The organism is Jiangella alkaliphila, from assembly GCF_900105925.1.
Lineage (GTDB): Bacteria > Actinomycetota > Actinomycetes > Jiangellales > Jiangellaceae > Jiangella > Jiangella alkaliphila.
On the sequence record NZ_LT629791.1, the window covers coordinates 6,766,862 to 6,784,168 of the forward strand.

Sequence of the window (17,307 nt, forward strand, 5' to 3'; positions counted from 1 at the left end):
CCTCCTCCTCGAGGTCCTTGATTCAGGACTTGACGGCTCCGCCGAGCAGCCCGCCGGTGAGCCGGCGCTGCATGAAGGCGAAGAAGATCAGGCTGGGGATGGTCGCGACCAGCGACGCCGCCGCCAGCGGGCCCAGCCGGGCCACGCCCTCGGCGCCGATGAACTTCACCAGCGTCAGGGACAGCGTCTGCAGCTCCGGGTCGCGGATCAGCACGAGCGCGAACAGGAACTCGTTCCAGGCCGATACGAACGCGAACAGCCCGGCCGCGACGACGCCCGGCGCCAGCAGCGGCGCGATGACGCTGCGCAGCGTCCGCACCTTCGACGCCCCGTCCATGGACGCGGCCTCCTCGAGCTCGATCGGGATCGTCTCGACGTAGCTGCGCAGCATCCAGAGTGCGAACGGCATGCTCCAGACGACGTAGACGGCGATCAGCCCGATGTAGGTGTCGTACAGGCCGAGGTCGCGGAGCAGCAGGAACAGCGGGATGATCACCAGGATGAACGGGAAGATCTGGCTGAGCAGCACCCAGACCAGCGTCAGCCGGCTCAGCACCGACCGGTACCGGGCCATCACGTACGCCGCCGGGATCGACAGCACCACCGTCACCAGGCACGACACCCCGGCGACCAGCAGCGTGTTGAAGATCGACCGGACGATCGGCTGCTCGTCGAACGCGGCCCGGAAGTTCTCGAACGTGATGTCGTTCGGGATCCATGTCGGCTCGATCAGCGCCAGCTCCTGCGGCGTCTTCAGCGCCGTCGAGACCAGCCAGAACAGCGGGAACGCCAGGAACACCAGGTAGGCAGTGAGCGCGAGGTACTTCAACGTCGTCGCGACGGGCGTGGAGCGGTTCATCAGGCGTTCGCCTCCCGGACCCGCTGGCGCAGATAGAAGACGACGAACACCGCGATCACGACGACCATCGCGTTGCCCAGCGCCGCCGCGTAGCCGTAGTTGCCGTACCGGAACGCCTCCTCGTAGGCGAACAGCAGCGGCAGCCGCGTCTCGCCGCCCGGCCCGCCCTCGGTCAGGACGTAGACCAGGCTGAACGAGTTGAAGTTCCAGATGAAGTCGAGCGTCGTCATCGCGATGACCACCGGCTTGATCGCCGGCCACGTCACGCTGCGGAAGCGCTGCCAGACGTTGGCGCCGTCCATCGCGGCCGCCTCGTGCAGCTCCTTCGGGACGCTCTGCAGACCGGCCAGCAGCACCACCGTCGTCTGCGGCATGCCCGCCCAGACGCCGACCACGATCACCGCGGGCAGCGCCACCGAGAACGACGACAGCCAGTCGACGTTCTCGTCGATGATGCGCAGGTCCAGCAGGACGTCGTTGAGGATGCCGGCGTTCGGGTGGTACACCAGCCGCCACATGATGCCGATGACGACCGGCGGCATCGCCCACGGCACCAGCGCCAGCGTCCGCGCCAGCCAGCGCAGCCGGAGCTTCTGGTTGAGCAGCAGCGCAAGGCCGAGGCTGGCGAAGAACTGCAGGATCGTGACGGAGAACGCCCAGATCAGGCCGATGCGGAACGAGTCCCAGAAGTACGAGTCGTCGAGCAGGTTCTGGTAGTTCTCGAAGCCGGTGAAGCTGACCTCGGCGTTCGCCCCGGCCTGCGCGTCGGTGAAGCCCAGGTAGATGCCGCGCAGCAGCGGGTAGACGCTGAAGAGCACGACCGGGATCAGCGCGGGGACCGCGAGCATCAGGCCGTCGCGGTCCAGGCCGAGGACGCGGCGCGGCTTGCGGGCCGGGCGGGTCGGCTGCGGCCGCTCGGTCAACGTCGTGGCGCTCATCGGCTGCTCTCCCGGACGGTCAGCGACGGCGGGACGGTGACCCGCTCGGCCGGCGCGTCGTCGCCCTCGAGGCGGCGCAACAATAGCTCCGCGGCGATGCGGCCGCGGTCGGCCGAGCCGAGCGAGACGCTGGACAGCGGCGGGAAGCTGGTCGCGGCCAGCGGGGTGTCGTCCATGCCGACCACCCGCACGTCGCCGGGGACGTCGCGGCCCAGCTCGCGCAGCGCGTGCAGGACGCCCATCGCGATGAGGTCGTTCGCGCCCAGCACGGCGTCGATGCCGGGGTGCACGGTCAGCAGTTCGCGCGCGGCCTTGCGGCCGGCGTCGAACTGGAAGTCGGTGAACCGGACCAGTGCGTCGTCCTCCGGGAGGCCGGCGGCGGCCAGTCCGCGGCGATAGCCGTCGTAGCGGGCCCGGCCGGGGACGGTGTCGAGCGGGCCGTCGATGAACGCGATGCGGCGTGCGCCGGCCTCGGCGAGGTGCTCGACCGCCAGCCGCGCCCCGACCCGCGAGTCGGCCCGCACGTTGTCGACCGGGACGTCGTCCGGCAGCAGGCCGATGACCACGACCGGGACGGCGGTCTGCCGCAGCGCCTCGACGTGCCGGTCGGTGACCCGCAGCGGGCACAGGATCAGCCCGTCGACGTAGTTCTGGCTGAGGCTGGCGAGCACGCCGAGCTCGTCCTCGACGTCGGCGCCGGTGCTGTGCAGCAGCAGCCGGTAGCCCTCCTCGCGCAGCGTCGGCTGGATGCGGCGCACCATCTCCAGGTAGGCGGCGTTGCCGATGTCCTCCATGGCGAACGCGACCTGCCCGGTGTGCCGCGTCTTCAGCGACTGCGCGACCACGCTCGGGACGTAGCCGACCTCCCGCACGGCCGCGTTGACCCGGGCAACCATGTCCGCGTTGGAGGTGTTGCCGTTGAGCGCCCGCGACACCGAGGAGATCGAGACCCCGGCAACCCTGGCGACCTCGTGAATGGTCGGCCGGCGGCGCATCGTCACGGTGTGTCCACCTCCTTGTGGCATCGGGGTCGGAACCGTTTCCGAGTGACATCGTGATAGAGAGGGAAACGTTTCCGGGATGGGTGACATTGGACCGCGCCCGCCCCGGTCGCGTCAAGTACCGATACGAACCCGTGACCCCACCGGCCCCGCACCCCCGCCCGCGTTGATCTTGGAGTTGTGCGGCAATTGCCGTCCGCTTCGCCCGATAGATGGCCGAACAACTCCAAGATCAACTTCGGAGGGGTGCGCGGGCGGTCTTGACGGGGTGTCGGGGGGCGTGCTGGAGTAGCGCCGATTCCCGGATCGCGACCGCGGGCCGTTCTCGGCACGACGCGGAAACGTTTCCGAGGTCCACGGGCGCAAAGGAGCGGCAGATGGCGGGATGGAATCGGGCCGGCACGGTGGCGGCGGCATCGTTGCTGCTCGCGGCGGTGCACGTCGCCGGATCGGGCTCCGCTCCGGAGCCTGACGATGCCGCCAGAGCCACCACGCCGGCCGCCGAGCCGGCCCGAGGGACCGTCGTCACGGGGACGGCGCCGGCGGGGGCGGCGGGCGTGCCGGTCGAGTACGCCGCCTACCTGCCCGCCGGCTACGACGACGGCACGGAGGAGTACGCGACGATCTACCTGCTGCACGGCCGCGGCGACACGATGGCCGCCTGGCAGCAGGTGACGGCCGACCTCGACCAGCTGATCGCCGACGGCGACGTGCCGCCGGTCATCGCGGTCATGCCGGACGCGCCGTGGAGCGAGCGCGGCAACTGGTACGTCGACTCCCAGCACGTCGACGGCGCGGCTGTCGAGACGGCGCTCGCCACCGACCTCGTCGCCCATGTCGACGCGACCTACCGGACGGTCGCGGACCGGGACGCGCGGGCGGTCGGCGGCTACTCGATGGGCGGCTACGGCGCGCTGCGGTACGCCCTGGCCCACCAGGACGTCTTCGCCGCCGGCATGGTGCTCAGCCCCGCGGTGTACGTGCCGCTGCCGCCGGCCGACTCGTCGACGCGGGAGTTCGGCGGCTTCGGCGTCGGCGACGCGCTGTTCGACGACGCCAGGTACACGCAGCTCAACTACCCGGCGCTGCTGGACGCCGCCGACCCGGAGTTGCCGACGCACCTGTTCATCGCGGTCGGCGACGACGAGTGGGCCAACCCCGCGCCCGAGGACGCCGACCACGACATCGACTTCGAGTCCGCCCGCCTCTACAACGCCGCCCGCCGCGTCGACGGCGTCACCGCGGAGCTGCGGATCCTCGACGGCGGGCACGACTGGGACGTCTGGCGCCCGGCGTTCCGCGACGGCCTGACCGACCTCGCCGGCCACCTGCGCACCACCGACCCGCTCCCCCTGCCCGGCGACGTCACCGGCACCGAGGCGGACGACCGCGCCGGCGGCGTCGCGGTGACCGGCACCAGCACCGTGACGGCGGTCAACCAAGGCGCCGACGCCGTGCTCACGGCGGACGGAGAGCAGGGCTGGACGCTGCCGCTCGCGAGCCCCGCCGCCGACCGCGTCTACGGCCTGCACACCGGCCCGGACGGCGACCTCTATACGGCCGGCTACACCCGCGGCGACCTCGACGGACAGCACCCCGGCAACGCCCGTGACGACGCCTTCACCGCCCGCGTCACCAGCACCGGCGAACGAGTCTGGCTGACACAGTTCGGCGACCCGGCAGCGGCCGATCGCGCCTACGCGAGCGTCCCCGCACCCGATGGCGGCCTGTACGTCGCCGGCTACACCAGCGGCAGCGTCGGCGGCACCGCGAACGCCGGCGACAAGGACGCCCTGCTGGCCCGGCTCGGCCCGGACGGCGAGCTGCTGTGGACCCGCCAACTCGGCGGCGCCGGCGAGGACAAGGCACTGGCGGTCACGATCGGCGCCGACCGCCGCGTCTACGTCGCCGGCGTCACCTCACAGGCGATGCCGGGCGGGACGGCCAACGGCGGGCTGGACGCGTGGGTGGCCCGGTTCGGCGCCGACGGCAGGCAGGACTGGCTGAGCCAGTTCGGCACCACCGAGTCCGACCAGTTCACCGCGCTCGCGCCGCTCCCGACCCAGGGCGTGGTCGCGGCCGGCCACACCGGCGGGACCCTCGGCGTGGCGAGCGCCGGCGGCAACGACCAGCTGGCCGTGGCGGTGACGTCGAGCGGCCGGGCCCGCTGGCTCACCCAGGACGGCACCGACGGCGACGACCGCGCCGCCGCCGTACATGTCGCCGACGACGGCACGATCACCGTCGCCGGGCACACCGACGGCCGTGTCGGAGTGAGCGCCGGCGGCGTGGACGTCGTCGTCAGCACACTGGGCAGCCGCGGCCAGGTGCGCGACCGGACCCAGTTCGGCACGCCGGAACGCGACGGCGCCGACGAGTGGGACGAGTCGAACCTCTACCTCGGCGGCGACGGCGCGGGCGGCCTGCTGATCACCGGCCTGACGTTCGGCGGCGGCCGCGGGCTCGGTGACGTGTTCACCGGCCCGCTTCCGCCAGTCAGCTAGAACAGCGCGCTGGCCAGCGCCGACCGCGCCTTGACGACGCGCGGGTCGGCGCCGCCGACGATGTCGAACAGCTCGACCACGCGGGCGCGGACCCGCTCGCGGTCGTCGCCGAACACCCGGCGCACGGTGCCGATGAGCCGGTTGAACGCCTGGTCGACCCGGCCCGACACCACCTCGATGTCGGCGGCCAGCAGCTGGGCGTCGAGGTCGGCGGGGTCGGCGTCGGCGGCCGCGACGGCGGCGCCGGGGTCGCTGCCCGACGTGCGGCGCAGCAGCTCGACCTGGGCCAGCCCGGCCTTCGCCTCGGCGTCGGCCGGGGCCTCGGCCAGCACCTGCTGATAGGCCGCGGCGGCCTTGTCGAAGTCGCCGGCGTTGATGGCGTCGTAGGCGGCCTCGAACCGCGGGTCGATCGGCTCTTCCTCGACTTCAGCTTCTGGCGCCCCTTCAGCCTGCTGCGTTGCGCCCGGTATCGGGTCGGACCGGCCGGCCACGCCGTTGGCGACGGCCATCTCGAGCAGCTGGTCGAGGACCTGCTTGACCTGCGCCTCGGGGATGGCGCCCTGGAACATCGGGACGAGCTGCCCGCGCAGCACGGCGACGACGGTGGGGATGCTCTGCACCTGCGCGGCCTGCGCGATGGCCTGGTTGGCGTCGACGTCGATCTTGGCGAGGACGAACCGGCCGTCGTACTGCGTGGCCATGCGCTCGAGGATGGGCGAGAGCGTCTTGCAGGGCTCGCACCAGGTGGCCCAGAAGTCGATGACCACGGGCACCGACATGGACCGGGTGAGCACCTCGGACTGGAACGTCGCCTCGCTGACGTCGATGACGAAGCCGCCGCCGGCGGCGCCCGGCGCGGCCTGCGGCTGCCCGCCGCCGTTCAGCGCGGACAGGTCGATGGCGCCGGGGCGGCTGAAACTCTGCGAGCTCATGCCCCTATCCTCCCCCGATCATCCGCGCACGTGCCACACGGGTGGCTCAGTCCCAGTAGGCGCTGTTCCAGTGCCGCGCGTCGACGGCGTGCGTGCGGGGCAGCGGGACGAGCGGTGCGGACGCCGCCGGCCGGGCGGGCTCGTCGGCACCGGCCCGGCGACGCAGCAACCATCCGAGCGCCAGCAGGACGGCGATCATGGCGGCCAGCAGGATCGGCACCAACATGCGGCCTCCCTGGTCGGAGCGCTGTTGCCCGCATGGTGACAGATCACCGGCGGGCCGTCCACCCCACCTCAGAACCGGGCGGGTTCGGAGTAGACCCCCCATTCCGCGCGCAGGACGTCGCAGATCTCGCCCAGCGTCGCCTCGACCCGGACCGCGTCGAGTATGGCCGGGATGATGTTCTCGTCGGAGCGCGCGACCTCGACCATGGCGGCCAGCGCGGCCCGGACGGCGGCGTCGTCGCGCGCGGCGCGCCGCTGGGCCAGCACGTCGCGCTGGGCGTCCTCGACCTCGTGCGACACCCGCAGGATGTCCAGCGCGCCGGTGACGGTGTCGGTGTGGACGTTGACGCCGACGACGCGCTTGTCGCCCTTCTCGACCCGCTGCTGGTGCTGGAATGCCGACTCGGCGGTCTCGCCGGTGAACCAGCCGTCCTCGATGCCGCGCAGGATGCCCGCCGTCATCGGGCCGTAGGCGTCGTGCCAGCGGCGGTCCCGCTCGCCCATGGTGCGGATGCGGTCGAAGATCTCCTCGGCCTCGGCCTCGAGCCGGTCGGTGAGCGCCTCGACGTACCACGAGCCGCCGAGCGGGTCGGCGACGTTGGCGACGCCGGTCTCCTCCATCAGCACCTGCTGGGTGCGCAGCGCGATCTCGGCCGAGGACTCCGTCGGCAGCGCCAGCACCTCGTCGAGGGCGTTGGTGTGCAGCGAGTTCGTGCCGCCGAGCACCGCGGCGAGCGCCTCGACCGCCGTGCGGACGACGTTGTTGTACGGCTGCTGCCCGGTCAGCGAGACGCCGGCGGTCTGGGTGTGGAAGCGCAGCCACTGCGCCTTCTCGGTCTTCGCGCCGTAGACGTCGCGCAGCCAACGGGCCCAGATGCGGCGCGCCGCGCGGAACTTGGCGATCTCCTCGAAGAAGTCGACGTGCGCGTCGAAGAAGAACGACAGCCCGGGTGCGAACACGTCGACGTCGAGGCCGCGCGACAGCCCCAGCTCGACGTAGCCGAACCCGTCGGCCAGCGTGAAGGCCAGCTCCTGCGCGGCCGTCGACCCCGCCTCGCGGATGTGGTAGCCCGACACCGACAGCGGCTTGTAGTCGGGCACGTTCGCCGCGCTGTACTCCATCAGGTCGCCGATCAGGCGCAGGTGCGGCTCGGGCTCGAACAGCCACTCCTTCTGCGCGATGTACTCCTTGAAGATGTCCGTCTGCAGCGTCCCGTTGAGGTCGCCGACGGCGACGCCCTGCCGCTCGGCCGCAACGACGTACATGCAGAAGATCGGCACCGCCGGCCCGCTGATCGTCATCGACGTGGTGACGTCGCCCAGCGGGATGCCGTCGAACAGCTCGTCCATGTCGGCCGCGGAGTCGATGGCGACGCCGCAGTGGCCCACCTCCCCGAGGCTGCGCGCGTCGTCGGAGTCGCGGCCCATCAGCGTCGGCATGTCGAACGCGACGGACAGCCCGCCGCCGCCGGAGCGCAGGATCATCTTGTAGCGCTCGTTGGTCTGGCGGGCGTTGCCGAACCCGGCGAACTGGCGGATGGTCCACGTCCGCCCGCGGTACCCCGTCGAGTAGAGGCCGCGGGTGAACGGGTACTCGCCCGGCCAGCCGATGCGCTCGAACCGCGGGTCGTCGGCGCCCTCGGGCGGCCCGTAGACGGGGTCGACCTCGGTGCCGGACAGCGTGGTGAAGTCGGCGTCGCGCACCTTGCCGGCCGCGATGGCGGCGTCGAGGCGGGCCTGCCAGCGCTGACGGCCCTCGGCGATCTGGGAGGCATCCATGATGGGATCTCCATTTAGTTGGACGTCCTAGTAACTGGCTCCATCGTACCCGCAGTGGGATGATCGGGCTCGTGCACATCACAGCGCGCGCCGACTACGCCGTCCGGGCGGTGGTCCAGCTGGCCTCACTGCAGCCGGCGTCGGCCACCCGGCAGCAGCTGGCCGAGGCGCAGGACATCCCCGGCAAGTTCCTCGAGACCATCCTCGGCGACCTGCGCCGGGCCGGCATCCTCGACGCCCAGCGCGGCGCGACCGGCGGCTACCGCCTCACCAGACCCGCGGCCGAGATCACCCTCGCCGACATCGTCCGGGCCACCGAGGGCCCGCTGGCCGCCGTGCGCGGCATGCCGCCCGAGGACACCATCTACCCGGGCCCGGCCCAGCCGCTCACCCGCGTCTGGGTCGCCGTCCGGGCCAGCCTGCGCGAGGTCCTCGAGCAGACCACGGTGGCCGACGTCATCGCCGACCACCTTCCCGACAACGTCGTGGAACTCCAGAAGCGCCCCGACTCCTGGACCCGCCGCTGACACCCTTCCACCGAGACTCGTCGATCGATCCGTGGAGCCGGGTCGGGTCGCTCGGCGAACTGGTTCGCCTCACTGTGCTGTTGGCCTGCTGGTCTGGTGTCACGTCCTGGTCTCTTGTCACGTTCGCGGGCCGGAATCCGGCGTTTCGCGCGACACAGACCCAGGACGCGCCTGACACCCAGGGCGCCAACCCCATTCCCATGATCATCAACCTTTCTGGCTGCCATCACGACACGGAAGGTTGATGATCATGGAGCGGGGCAGCCGAGCCAACGCGGCGAACCAGACGCGGACGACCCACGGATCCGGTCCGAGAGCCTCCGATGATCAGGTGTCAGCGAGCGGGGGCGAACGACACCTGCTCCACGACGTCGGCGTCACCGCCGCCGGCCGTACGCGCCTGGGCGCGCCGCGAGCCGGCGGCTGCGAGCAGCAGGCCCAGCAGCACCCACCCGGTCAGGACGAGCAGCGGCTGGGCCGCGGCCGCCCCGTCGAAGAACGACGTCGACCGCAGCAGCGTCCCGCCCGCGCCGGGCGGCAGGTACTGGCCGAACGTCCCCCAGCCGGACGGCAGCAGCTCCGGCGCCGACGTCACGCCGGACAGCGGGTTGCCGACGATCAGGAACAGCAGCGCACCCAAGCCGACCGCGGCCGTGCCGATCAGCGAGTGCAGCCCGATGATCGTGAGCGACACCGCCGCGATGGTCAGGGCGAACGCGCCGGCGTTGGCCACCCAGTCGCCCTCCAGCACGCCGAGCCACGTCTGCATCACCAGCATCGCCGCCGTGGCGCCACCGGCGGCGGCCAGCAGGGCGCCGAGCACCCGCCGCCAGACGCCGGTCACGAGGAGCGTCATCGCGACACCGACCGCGAGGCCGCCCATCACCATCGGCAGCGCGCCGGAGCTGAACCCGCTGCCCCGTGGGTCGCCGGAGGGCAGCGGTGCGACGTCCTCGACGACCGGTCCGGCGGGCTCGGTGCCCGACGAGCCGGCCGCCATCGACGTCGCCACGCCCTGCAGCAGCTGCGCCACCAAGGGGCCGGCGGCCGACGCCGTCAGCACGGACGGCGGGCCGGACGGCGCCAGGACCACGGCGCCGTAGACGTCGCGGTCGGCGATCGCGTCGCGCGCCTCCTGCTCGGACGCCACGGCCTCGACGGAGAAGCCGCCGGGCACGGCCTGGTCGAGCTGGTCGGACACCTGGGCGACGGCCTCGGGCGGTCCGGCGACGGCGACGGGGACGTCGCGGGGCGCGATCTCGGAGCTCGGCCACACGAATGCGGTGACCAGGACCCCGAGGACGACGGACAGGCCCAGCGCGATGCCGATGACCCTGCGCATGGCTTTCCTCCACTGTAAAACGAACGACCGTTCTCCTACACCTCCACTGTGCCGACGACGCGCCCGCGTGTCAAGAACGACCGTTCGTTTTATGATGAGTTCGTGCCCCGTGTCTCCGAAGCCCACCTCGCCGCTCGGCGCCAGCAGATCCTCGAGGCCGCCTGGCGCTGCTTCAGCCGCCAGGGCTTCCACGCCACCTCCATGCAGGACGTCTTCGCGGAGTCGGGCATGTCGGCCGGCGCGGTCTACCGGTATTTCCCCAGCAAGGCCGACCTCGTCCGCACGACCGCCGAGGGCATCGCAGGCATCGCCGAGGACGCGTTCCAGGAGCTGCTGGCCGAGGACCCGGTGCCCCGGCCGGACGAGTCGCTGCGCCGCGTCCTCCTCCACGTCACGCAACTCACCACGTCGCATGAGCTCGACCGCACGAAGATCGCGCTGCACGTGTGGTCCGAGGCGGTCCGCGACCCGGAGATCCGCGGCATCGTGACGATCGTCGCCGACCGCATCGCCGACCGGTGGGCACAGCTGGCCCAGCGCTGGCGCGACGCCGGCTACCTCCCCGCCGACGCCGACACCCGGCAGGTCGCCCGCACGATGTACGGCGTCATGATCGGCTTCGTCGCGCAGCGGCACATGATCGGCCTCGGCATCGACGACTACCTCGACGGGTTCGCCGCACTCACCAGGCCGCCGGTCCTCAGTCGCTGAAGTCGCCCGCGGCCACCCGCAGCCCGCGCAGGATGTCGAACACCTGCTTGCGGTCGTCGCCGCCGAGCGCGCGCAGGCCGAACTCGGCCTCCATCAGCTCGGTGGTGACCCGGCCGACTGCGTCGCGGCCGGACTGCGTGATGCGGGCCAGCGTGCCGCGGCCGTCGCGCGGGTTGGGCTCGCGGGTGACGAAGCCGGCGCCCTCGAGCCGCTGGATGGTGTTGGTGACGCTGGTCGGGTGCACCATGAGCCGCTCGCCGATCTTGGCCATCGGCAGCGCGCCGGTGCGGCTGAAGCTGAGCAGCACCAGCGCCTCGTAGCGGGCGAAGGTGAGGCCGTAGGGCCGGCAGATGCGGTCGAACTCACCGATCAGCAGCTGCTGCACGCGCATGATCGAGGTGGCCGCGGCCATGGCCTCGGACGGGCCGAACCGCTCCCGCCAGATCGACGCGGCGCGGTCGATCGGGTCGAAGTCCAGGTCCAATGGCTCCGCCATGGGCACCCAACCTAGTAGACGCCCTGGCGGCGGCGAGCGCTGGCCGGTCCCGGGCTGCGCGGATGGTCCGGACGTCGCGGGTTCTTCTTCTTGGGCTCCTCGGCCGCCGGCGCCGACGCGCCGGTGGCCTCGCGGCGCAGCGCGTGGATGACGCGGGCGACGTCGTTGGGCCGCGGGATGTAGTGGATGTCGCGGACGCCCTGCTCCTGCGCGGCGTTCTCGAGCACCAGGTGGCCGGAGCGAAACGGCCGCAGCCACCACGGGCGCACGACGGTGATGTCGAGCAGCCGGACGATCTCCATCTCGGCCTCGTTGAGGGAGAACAGCCCCCACACGCGGAACACCCGGGAGTCGGTGACGACGAACCGGTCGCGGGCGACGTACAGCGACTTGATCAGCGCCCAGCCGAGCAGCCCGGCGGCGGCGGCCAGCGGCAGCCAGGCCGTGCGGGCCTGCATGAACGGCGCGACGACGAGCATGAGGATGCCGCCCAGCGCGGCCGCCGCGGGCAACGCGTACAGGATCGCGCTGTGCTTGCACTCGGCGACGATCTCTTCGCCGGCCACCAGCTTGCGCTTGACCAGCCGGTGCCCGAACCACGAGGTGAAGTTGCGCCAGAACAGCCGCAGTAGGCCGTCCTCGGCGACGCGGTCGAGCCAGCGGACGAACCCGTCGGTGAGCCCGTCGACCGACCTCCTGGGGGTCCACATGGCCCAGGACTCAGAACAGCTCGGTGAAGAACGTCATGACGCCGTCGAAGAAGTCGGCGATGCCGCCGCCGAGCTCACTGAGCAGGTCGGCGAGACCCTCGGGCTCGGTGAGCACGAAGTACACCAAGAACGCGATACCCAGGATGATGAGCGCTTTCCTCACTGCATCATCCTTTCAAACCGGGGCGCGCGGACGAGGCCCGCCACGCGCTGCTTCCTGACTTTGTACCTCACCTTGCCCCAAAGACCCCAGCGCCACGCCGGATCATGACACGGCCGCGACGATCTTCTCCGCCGCGGCGTACGGGTCCAGTTCGCCGGCCAGGACCCCGCGGGCGAGGTCGTCGAGCCGTTCGTCGCCGTGCAGCCCGGCGAACCGGCGGCGCAGGTCGGTGACGGCGATCGCCTCGATCTCGTCGCGGGCGCGGCGCACCCGGCGGCGCTGCGCCTCGCCGCTCTCGCGGGCCCAGTCGCGGTGCGTGGCGATGGCCTCGACCAGCTCGTCGATGCCCTCACCGCGGGCGGCGACGGTGCTGAGGATCGGCTCGCGCCAGTCCCCCGGCGCCCGCTGGGCCAGCCGCACGGTGCTGCGCAGATCGCGGACGACCTGGTCGGCGCCGTCGCGGTCGGCCTTGTTGACCACGAACACGTCGCCGACCTCGAGGATGCCCGCCTTGGCCGCCTGGACGCCGTCGCCCATGCCGGGCGCGAGCAGCACCAGCGTGGTGTCGGCGAGCGCGGCGACCTCGACCTCGGACTGCCCGACGCCGACGGTCTCGACCAGCACGACGTCGCAGCCGGCGGCGTCGAGCACCCGCACCGCCTGCGGCGTCGCCCACGCGAGCCCGCCGAGGTGCCCGCGCGTGGCCATGGACCGGATGAACACGCCGCGGTCGGTCGCGTGGTCCTGCATGCGGACGCGGTCGCCCAGCAGGGCACCGCCGGTGAACGGCGAGGACGGGTCGACGGCCAGCACGCCGACGCGCAGGCCCTGCGCGCGGTACGCGCCGACGAGCGCCGACGTGATGGTGGACTTGCCGACGCCGGGCGCTCCGGTGATGCCGACGACGGCCGCCGAGCCGGCGTGCGCGACCAGCTCGGCGGTCAGCTCGCGCAGGTCGGACGCGCCGTTCTCGACCAGCGTGACCAGCCGGGCGACGGCGCGCGGGTCGCCGTTCACCGCCCGCTCGACCAGGCCGGACGCGGACACCGCCGCCGAGCCCGTCACGGCACCCGCAGCACCAGCGCGTCGCCCTGGCCGCCGCCTCCGCACAGCCCCGCGGCGCCGACCCCGCCGCCGCGGCGGCCCAGCTCCAGCGCCAGGTGCAGCACCAGCCGCGCGCCGGACATGCCGATGGGGTGGCCGAGCGCGATGGCGCCGCCGTTGACGTTGACCCTGCCAGGGTCGATGCCCAGCTCGTGGGTGCTGGCGATGCCGACCGCCGCGAACGCCTCGTTGATCTCGACGAGGTCGAGGTCCTTCGGGTCGATGCCCTCCTTGGCGCACGCGACCCGGATGGCGTTGGCCGGCTGGCTCTGCAGGGTGGAGTCGGGGCCGGCGACGACACCGTGCGCGCCGACGTGCGCGATGGGTGTGACGCCCAGCTCGGCCGCCTTCGCCTCACTCATGACGACGACAGCGGCGGCGCCGTCGGACAGCTGCGACGCCGAGCCGGCGGTGATGGTGCCGTCGGGCCGGAAGCTCGGCTTGAGCCGGGCCAGCGTCTCGGCGGTGGTGTCGGCGCGGATGCCCTCGTCACGATCGACGACCAGCGGGTCGCCCTTGCGCTGCGGCACCTCGACCGCGACGACCTCGTCGGCGAACAGGCCGTTCTTCCACGCGGCGGCCGCGCGCTGGTGCGACGCGGCCGAGAACTCGTCCTGCTCCTCACGCGTCAGCGTGCGGTTCGCCGACTCCGTCAGCGCGCCCATCGCCTGGTCGGTGAAGACGTCGTACAGGCCGTCGTAGGCCATGTGGTCGAGCAGCGTGACGTCGCCGAACTTGAAGCCCTGCCGCGACTTGGGCAGCAGGTGCGGCGCGTTCGTCATCGACTCCATGCCGCCGGCGACGACGACGTCGAACTCGCCGGCCCGGATCAGCTGCGCGGCCAGCGCGATGGCGTCGAGCCCGGACAGGCACACCTTGTTGATGGTGAGCGCGGGCACGGTCATCGGGATGCCGGCCTTGACCGCCGCCTGGCGCGCGGTGATCTGGCCGCCGCCGGCCTGCAGCACCTGGCCCATGATGACGTAGTCGACCTGGCCGGGCGCGACGCCGGAGCGCGCCAGCGCGGCCTCGATGGCGAACCCCCCGAGGTCGGTGGCCGAGAACCCGGACAGCGATCCCAGCAGCTTCCCGATCGGGGTGCGTGCCCCACCGGCGATGACGGCCATGCGTCCTCCTCGACGTCGTTGCTCTCGATTATCCCCGGACCGGCTGGACCGGCTGGACCAGTTCGACCAGTACGCCGCCGGCGTCCTTCGGGTGCACGAAGTTCACCAGCGAGCCGGCGGTGCCGCGGCGGGCGGTGTCGTAGAGCAGCCGCAGCCCCTGGGCGCGCAGCGTCGCGGCCGCGGCCTCGACGTCGTCGACGCGGTAGGCCAGCTGCTGGATGCCCGGTCCGCGGGTGTCGAGGAACTTCGCGATGGCGGAGTCGGGACGCAGCGGCGCGAGCAGCTGCAGCCGTGGTCCGTCGTCGCCGCCGGACACCCGCAGCATGGCCTCGCGCACACCTTGTTCCTCGTTGCGCTCCTCGTGCTCGAGCTCCATGCCGAAGTGCTCGCGGTACCACTCGACTGCGGCGTCGAGGTCGGCGACGGCCACCCCGACGTGGTCGATCGTCGTGAACAGCGCCATGTCCAGAAGGTTACGGCGACGGCCGTCCGGACGAGAATTCGGCGGATCTGTCCCAACCGGTGGTGAGTTCGCATTTGGACAACTAACGTGTGCTCCTTGGAGGCCAGAGGTCGACCTCCGGAGGGATGCCCCAGCCCGACTACCCCACCGAACCCCTTAGAGCCGTCAGCCCGCGGTGTGCGGACGTCCACCGCCATCGGCACTGACGCAGTTTCGGAGTACTCTGCGTTGCTATCCGAGGGGCTCGGCGTCCGTGACGGGGAAGACCCGGGCAAGCACCTCGACGGATTTCGACAACCAGTGACGTGTGCCTGCCCCTCGGGGTGGCACCCCCTATGAGGGAGAACATGAGCGAGGTTAGGGAAGTGGCGGTCAGGGAGACGGGCGCGGACGGCCTGTCGATCTTCGACGGCTCGCCGACGGGCGGGTTCACCATCGCGATGCGTGGCTACGACCGGGTCCAGGTCGAACAGCACGTACGGCAACTTGAGGCGACGCTCGCGCAGACGCGCGGCCGCGCCAACGAGCTCGACAAGCAGGTCGTCCGGCTCCGTCAGGAGCTGGCCGAGGCCAGCACCGAGCTCCGCGAGGTCGAACGTCCGACCTACTCCGGACTCGGGGCCAGGATCGAGCAGCTGCTCCGTCTGGCCGAGGAGCAGGCCAGCGAGCTGATCGCCCAGGCCGACGCCGAGGCCAGCGAGACCCGCGCCGAGGCGCAGGTCATCGCCACCGAGCTGCGCACCGCCGCCGAGAACGAGGCGAGCGAGCTGCAGGCGAACGCCAAGCGCGGCGCCGACGAGCTCATCGACGAGGCGCGCATCGAGGCCGAAGAGGTCCGCTCGGCGGCCAACCGCGAGGCGTCGAACCTCGTCGAGACCGCCAAGCGCGAGGCCGCCAAGGTCCGCTCGGCCATCGACCACGAGACCAGCGAGCGCCGGGCGCAGGCCGAGCGCGAGCTCAGCCGGCTCCGTGCCGTCGCCGAGCGCGAGGTCACCGAGATGCGCGCCACGGCGAAGCGCGAGGTCGACGACCAGCGCACCACCGCCAAGCGCGAGGCCGAGACCATGCGCGCCAAGGCCCAGGCGATCCTCGACGAGACGCAGCTGAAGGCCGAGAAGGAGAACACCGAGCACGAGCTGCGCCTGGTCGCCAAGCGCGAAGAGCTCGAGCGCGAGATCAACGAGCGCTACGAGGCCTCCGTGGCCGAGACGCAGAAGCTGGTGCACGACGCCGAGAACCGCGCCACCGACGCCGAGGCCCGTGCGGCCGCTGCGCACGATCGCGCCGAGAAGGTCCGCCGCGAGGCCGACGAGCAGGCCAAGGCCCTGGTGGCCGGCGCCAAGCGCAACGCCGAGCAGCTGGTCGGCGAGGCCAAGGCACACGCCGACAACACGGTCTCCGAGGCCAAGTCCGAGGCGACGTCCACGCTGACCGCCGCCAAGCGCGAGGTCGCCGAGCTCAACCGGCAGCGCGACAGCATCACCGCGCACCTCAGCCAGCTGCGCAGCCTGCTGGGCGGCCTGGCGCCGGTCGACCCGACCCCCGCGGTCGGCGGCTCCACCAAGTCCGACGACGTCGTCGACGCCGAACTGGTCGACGACCCCGCTGGGGACAAGTAACCAGAACGACCACCGACGGCCGGGCGCGTCCTCTTTCGAGGCAGGACGCGACCGGCCGTCGTGCTGCGTTGGTCGGGGGTTTCGCCGAGTTGGGCGTCCCCCCGCTGCCCATTCTCTTAGCCGCGCACGCGCGCCTCAAGCGGACTGATGGGCGCTTCGCGCCGTCGATGACCGCTTGACCCGCGGGTCCGCCCCCGGCCCAAGGGCGCTATCAGGGGGACGGGGAAGAACCGGGCACAGCCCGGACCGTTCGCGCCGTTCGCCCGATTTGCGGCGTTGGCTTCCTGGGTGTGAGGCGCGTCCTGGGTCTCACGCGCGCCGAAACGGCGAAACGGGCCCGGAAACGCGCCTCACACCCAGGACGCGCCTCACACCAGGTTGGTAAGCGCCGGGTCCTGGTCTGCCGTCACGTCCTGGTCCCCCGTCACGCCGCCAGCCCCGAATCCGCCATTTCGCGTAACCGCAGACCACGACGTCACACCAGACCAGGACCCGCACCGCCGTCCTCGATGGCAGAAACCGTCCTCGCACCCCATCCAAGACGGTCACCGACATCGAAGACGGCCGGCGCCATCGACGTCGACTCATCCCCCACGCGGACCGTGCCCGCTCTTCCCCCGTCACCCTGATAGCTGCCAGTACTTAGACCGCGAGGGTCCGGGTCAAGTCCAAGCCCGGAAGCACAGCGAACAATGAACAGCAGAGGCGCGGACTTGAGGCGGGCCCTCGCGGCTAAGCCTCGATCCACCGACAGGTGGAGTGTCGTGGTAGGGCGTGGGAGCGTGAGAATGCGCTTCTGAGCTGGGA

General features: G+C 71.9%; 17 protein-coding genes. 4 read left to right on the forward strand and 13 right to left on the reverse strand.

Translation table 11 applies throughout. The features are described from left to right. Positions 1 to 22: 22 nt before the first annotated feature. Genes BLV05_RS31105 through BLV05_RS31115 form a run of 3 tightly spaced genes read right to left on the reverse strand, consistent with a single transcriptional unit; the run spans position 23 to position 2,792 of the window. Positions 23 to 859, reverse strand: coding sequence for a carbohydrate ABC transporter permease (locus tag BLV05_RS31105; RefSeq protein ID WP_046772902.1), 837 nt, complete (start codon positions 857 to 859; stop codon positions 23 to 25). Continuing rightward, the gene (locus tag BLV05_RS31110; protein ID WP_046772901.1) at positions 859 to 1,797 is read right to left on the reverse strand and encodes a carbohydrate ABC transporter permease; all 939 of its coding nucleotides are present in this window, start codon (positions 1,795 to 1,797) and stop codon (positions 859 to 861) included. Before BLV05_RS31110 ends, BLV05_RS31105 begins: the two co-directional genes overlap by 1 nt. Then, on the reverse strand, positions 1,794 to 2,792 hold the full coding sequence (locus BLV05_RS31115) for a LacI family DNA-binding transcriptional regulator (RefSeq protein ID WP_046772900.1): 999 nt from the start codon (positions 2,790 to 2,792) through the stop codon (positions 1,794 to 1,796). The genes BLV05_RS31110 and BLV05_RS31115 overlap by 4 nt, the downstream gene beginning before the upstream one ends. A 383-nt stretch (positions 2,793 to 3,175) precedes the next feature. Here BLV05_RS31115 and BLV05_RS31120 point away from each other — a divergent pair, with 383 nt between their 5' ends. Then, positions 3,176 to 5,302, forward strand: coding sequence for an alpha/beta hydrolase-fold protein (locus BLV05_RS31120; RefSeq protein ID WP_052763194.1), 2,127 nt, complete (start codon positions 3,176 to 3,178; stop codon positions 5,300 to 5,302). Here BLV05_RS31120 and trxA read toward each other — a convergent pair. From trxA to BLV05_RS31135, 3 genes are all read right to left on the reverse strand, one after another. Further along, entirely contained in the window at positions 5,299 to 6,234 is a 936-nt protein-coding gene (gene trxA, locus BLV05_RS31125; protein ID WP_046772899.1) for a thioredoxin, read from the reverse strand. The two genes, BLV05_RS31120 and trxA, sit on opposite strands and share 4 nt — an antisense overlap. 46 nt (positions 6,235 to 6,280) lie before the next feature. Then, positions 6,281 to 6,460, reverse strand: coding sequence for a hypothetical protein (locus tag BLV05_RS31130; protein ID WP_046772898.1), 180 nt, complete (start codon positions 6,458 to 6,460; stop codon positions 6,281 to 6,283). A 68-nt stretch (positions 6,461 to 6,528) separates the two neighbouring features. Next, complete coding sequence (locus tag BLV05_RS31135) at positions 6,529 to 8,238, reverse strand: acyl-CoA mutase large subunit family protein (RefSeq protein WP_046772897.1); 1,710 nt, start codon at positions 8,236 to 8,238, stop codon at positions 6,529 to 6,531. 71 nt (positions 8,239 to 8,309) lie between these two features. Here BLV05_RS31135 and BLV05_RS31140 point away from each other — a divergent pair, with 71 nt between their 5' ends. Beyond that, on the forward strand, positions 8,310 to 8,765 hold the full coding sequence (locus BLV05_RS31140) for an RrF2 family transcriptional regulator (RefSeq protein WP_046772916.1): 456 nt from the start codon (positions 8,310 to 8,312) through the stop codon (positions 8,763 to 8,765). 334 nt (positions 8,766 to 9,099) lie between these two features. Here BLV05_RS31140 and BLV05_RS31145 read toward each other — a convergent pair whose 3' ends face one another. Next, entirely contained in the window at positions 9,100 to 10,107 is a 1,008-nt protein-coding gene (locus BLV05_RS31145; protein WP_046772896.1) for an ABC transporter permease, read from the reverse strand. A 102-nt stretch (positions 10,108 to 10,209) separates the two neighbouring features. On the opposite strand from BLV05_RS31145, the gene BLV05_RS31150 reads away from it, so the two are divergent. Then, positions 10,210 to 10,818, forward strand: a complete 609-nt coding sequence (locus BLV05_RS31150) for a TetR/AcrR family transcriptional regulator (protein WP_046772895.1) — start codon at positions 10,210 to 10,212, stop codon at positions 10,816 to 10,818. On the opposite strand, the gene BLV05_RS31155 is transcribed toward BLV05_RS31150, so the two are convergent. The 6 genes from BLV05_RS31155 to mce form a co-directional block, all read right to left on the reverse strand. Beyond that, the gene (locus tag BLV05_RS31155) at positions 10,808 to 11,314 is read right to left on the reverse strand and encodes a MarR family winged helix-turn-helix transcriptional regulator (protein ID WP_046772894.1); all 507 of its coding nucleotides are present in this window, start codon (positions 11,312 to 11,314) and stop codon (positions 10,808 to 10,810) included. The genes BLV05_RS31150 and BLV05_RS31155 overlap by 11 nt on opposite strands. Positions 11,315 to 11,325: 11 nt before the next feature. Continuing rightward, on the reverse strand, positions 11,326 to 12,024 hold the full coding sequence (locus BLV05_RS31160; RefSeq protein ID WP_052763193.1) for a PH domain-containing protein: 699 nt from the start codon (positions 12,022 to 12,024) through the stop codon (positions 11,326 to 11,328). Between the two features lie 10 nt (positions 12,025 to 12,034). Then, on the reverse strand, positions 12,035 to 12,187 hold the full coding sequence (locus BLV05_RS36760) for a hypothetical protein (RefSeq protein WP_169790522.1): 153 nt from the start codon (positions 12,185 to 12,187) through the stop codon (positions 12,035 to 12,037). Between the two features lie 102 nt (positions 12,188 to 12,289). After that, the gene (meaB, locus tag BLV05_RS31165; protein ID WP_231948642.1) at positions 12,290 to 13,252 is read right to left on the reverse strand and encodes a methylmalonyl Co-A mutase-associated GTPase MeaB; all 963 of its coding nucleotides are present in this window, start codon (positions 13,250 to 13,252) and stop codon (positions 12,290 to 12,292) included. Next, positions 13,249 to 14,418 (reverse strand): acetyl-CoA C-acetyltransferase, encoded by a 1,170-nt coding sequence (locus BLV05_RS31170; RefSeq protein ID WP_046772893.1) that lies wholly within the window; start codon positions 14,416 to 14,418, stop codon positions 13,249 to 13,251. The genes meaB and BLV05_RS31170 overlap by 4 nt, the downstream gene beginning before the upstream one ends. Positions 14,419 to 14,446: 28 nt before the next feature. Further along, positions 14,447 to 14,881, reverse strand: coding sequence for a methylmalonyl-CoA epimerase (mce, locus tag BLV05_RS31175; RefSeq protein ID WP_046772892.1), 435 nt, complete (start codon positions 14,879 to 14,881; stop codon positions 14,447 to 14,449). 347 nt (positions 14,882 to 15,228) lie between these two features. Here mce and BLV05_RS31180 point away from each other — a divergent pair, with 347 nt between their 5' ends. After that, positions 15,229 to 16,500 (forward strand): coiled-coil domain-containing protein, encoded by a 1,272-nt coding sequence (locus BLV05_RS31180; protein ID WP_160312843.1) that lies wholly within the window; start codon positions 15,229 to 15,231, stop codon positions 16,498 to 16,500. Positions 16,501 to 17,307 lie beyond the last annotated feature (807 nt).